Raw genomic sequence first — 2,572 nt, 5'->3', positions numbered from 1 at the left:
CGCGTGTACGCGTGCTGGCCTCGAAGAACAGGTTGCCGAGCACCGCGCCTTCGAGCACGCGCGAAATCTTGTGGCGGCGCGCGATCGGCTGCATGACATCCGCCACGCGGAACAGCGCCTCGACCGAATCCCGCGAGAACTGGTCGACGGAGATCAGTTGCGGCTTGCCTTCGAACAGGAATTGCTTCGCAAGCCCTTGTTTGTCTACGCTTTGCGTATAGTTCTCGCCGTCCGGCGCCGAGCGCTCGACGATTTCCGACACGAAGCGCTCGACGATCTCGGGCATCCCGCGCGATTCCTGCGAATCGTCCGGAAGCAGCCAGGTATCCAGCGCGCGCCGGCTGACGCCGATGCGATTCGCGAATGCCTCGCGGGTCATGTTGAGGCGGCGCATCGCGTCGCGGAGGAAGGCTTGCTGGGGAACGGTCATCGGCGGCTCCTGGGCGGAAAATATACGCGATGCGTATATTAGTTCCTGGCGCGATGAAGTCAAGAAAATTCTGCGCGCATGCGCGGTGGGGTGCGCATGACACTCGGCGGAGCCGTACTGGCGCGCGGCCTGCGTCTCCGTATAATCAGGTCAGGCCCCGTGTCCGGCAGTCTGCCGGGCGCCAGCCGCACACGATTCGCCCGGTCGGGCATGTTGATTCGAAGGAGAATGAGAATGACGCGTACGATTGCTGCAATGCTGCTGGTGGTGACCGCGGCGCTCGCCGGTTGCAATACGGTCGCCGGCGTGGGCCAGGACATTTCGAAGGGCGGCCAGGCGATCAGCGATTCGGCTGAAAAAGCCAAGTAAGCCGACCGGTTCCGGTATGCAGAAGGCGCCGGCCTTCCCGCGATTGCGGGGAGGCTCGGCGCCTTTTTTACGCGCGGGTCGATGCCGGTGGCGTCAGGCGCGTTCCACGAACGCGTAGCGGCCTTCCACCTTGCGCGGCGTGAACCAGCCGTAGTCGGGGAACAACCGGGTGCGGACGAACCACACGTAACCGACCAGCACGACCGTGATCGCGAGGCTCGGCAGCGCGGCCGCCGGATCGCGCCCGAGATCGGCGACGGCCTTCGGTATCTGCAGCAGCGACAGCACGATGAACGCGTGATACGCGCCGACCCGATGGGTCGCGAAGCCCCAGATGAACAGCAGCGACAGCGGCACGGTCAGCGCAAGGAAGACGGTGACGAGGACGTTGCCGGCGCCGGATACGAAGAAGTAGTACGCAAGCATCAGGCTGATGACCAACTGGGCGATGCCGAGCGCGATCAGGATCCGGACGTGCACCTTGTTGTTGCGGCAGCGTTCGGGGTCCGGGCGCGATGCGATCAGGTGCGCGAGCACGCGATCCTTGAGCCCCTGTCCGGACAGCTCGGCCAGCGCATCGGCCTTCCTCGTTCCCGCGGACAGCAGCACCGCGATTCTTGTTTTGGCTTCCTTCCTGTTCATTGCTTGGCGGATTGTTGTTCGATGGTTGTCAAAGGGTGTGGCCACGCGAATATTGCATCTTGCGCAGTCGTGCGCAACGGTTTTGCGGTGCGAGGACACATTCCTACAGTCGCCGGCTGCATCGCGGAAAGGTAGCGATCGGCAGGCGATGCGACGGCAGGGTGCCGGAGCCCTTTTCGCCGCGAGGCAATGAACGCGCGAGTCAGTCGATGGCGGTCCGCGCGGCGAGCGGAGCGCGTGATGCGCCAGGCGGCTCGCGCCGTCGCGTCGCGCCGACGAGCATGCCGGCGACGACGAGCGCGATGCCCGCGACACGCGTGCCGGTCAGCGTTTCGCCGAACAGCGCGACCGCGAACAGCACGGCCGAAACCGGCGCGACCGCCGTGAACAGGGCCGCCTCGGTGCCGCTCGTACGGGCCGAACCCGCATACCAGCACAGGTAGCCGAGCACGGTCGGAATCAGCGCGTAGTAGACGATCGCCGATACGGCGCGGACGGTCCAGCCGCTCGCCACTGCTTGCCATTCGAACGCGGCCGGCACGAGTGCGAGCATGAAGCCGAGGCCCGACATCGCGGTGGAGAGCGCGAGCGGCGGTAACGGCGCGGCAAGCCGCCGGTTGAGCAGGATGAAGACCGCTTCGCATGCGACGGCCGCCAGCACCAGCGCATCGCCGGCAAGTGTTTGCAGCGACGGCATCGCGTGGCCCGGCGCGAACGTGACGAACAGCACGCCGGCCGTGGCGAGCGCGGCGGCCAGCCAGTCGCGCGGCGTCTGCCGCTCGCGCAGCACGACGGCCGCGATCAGCGTCGACATGGCCGGCAGCGTGCCGAGCATCACACCCGCATCGAGCGGTGACGACAGTTTCGTGCCGCTGATCAGCAGCACCGTATAGCCGACGCCGCCCGCCGCCGCCTGGATGACGAGCAGCACGGCGTCGCGTGCGGAAATGCGCGGCCAGCGCATGCGCTGCGCGCGCATCAGCGCGAACAGCAGCGGGGTCGCGATCAGGAAGCGCAGCGCGGTGGCCGCGAACGGCGGCAGGCCGCCGGCCGCGAGACGGCTCGCGACGACGGTGCTGCCGACGCCCGCCATCGCGGCGGCGAGATAGAGATAGCCAATCAGTCGTGTCT

General features: G+C 67.0%; 3 protein-coding genes and 1 pseudogene. 1 reads left to right on the top strand and 3 read right to left on the bottom strand.

Features of this window, described 5'->3' with window-relative positions; all coding sequences use genetic code 11:
• Nucleotides 1-430, bottom strand: a pseudogene (locus H3O04_RS34900) (aspartate carbamoyltransferase); the annotation flags it as partial.
• 234 nt (nt 431-664) lie between these two features.
• On the opposite strand from H3O04_RS34900, the gene H3O04_RS34895 reads away from it, so the two are divergent.
• The gene (locus H3O04_RS34895) at nt 665-799 is read left to right on the top strand and encodes an entericidin A/B family lipoprotein (protein WP_006485835.1); all 135 of its coding nucleotides are present in this window, start codon (nt 665-667) and stop codon (nt 797-799) included.
• Between the two features lie 93 nt (nt 800-892).
• Here the strand turns inward: H3O04_RS34895 and H3O04_RS34890 are convergent, their stop codons facing one another.
• Nucleotides 893-1,441: a hypothetical protein gene (locus tag H3O04_RS34890; protein ID WP_023477486.1), complete on the bottom strand. Its 549-nt coding sequence runs from the start codon at nt 1,439-1,441 to the stop codon at nt 893-895.
• Nucleotides 1,442-1,643: 202 nt separating this feature from the next.
• Nucleotides 1,644-2,572 (bottom strand): DMT family transporter (locus H3O04_RS34885; RefSeq protein WP_202589468.1); only part of this gene is annotated, 929 nt, incomplete at its 5' end.

Source organism: Burkholderia sp. KCJ3K979, from assembly GCF_016759955.1.
Lineage (GTDB): Bacteria > Pseudomonadota > Gammaproteobacteria > Burkholderiales > Burkholderiaceae > Burkholderia > Burkholderia orbicola.
The sequence above is the reverse complement of the archived record's forward strand: the minus strand, read 5'-3'. Positions and strand labels throughout refer to the sequence as shown.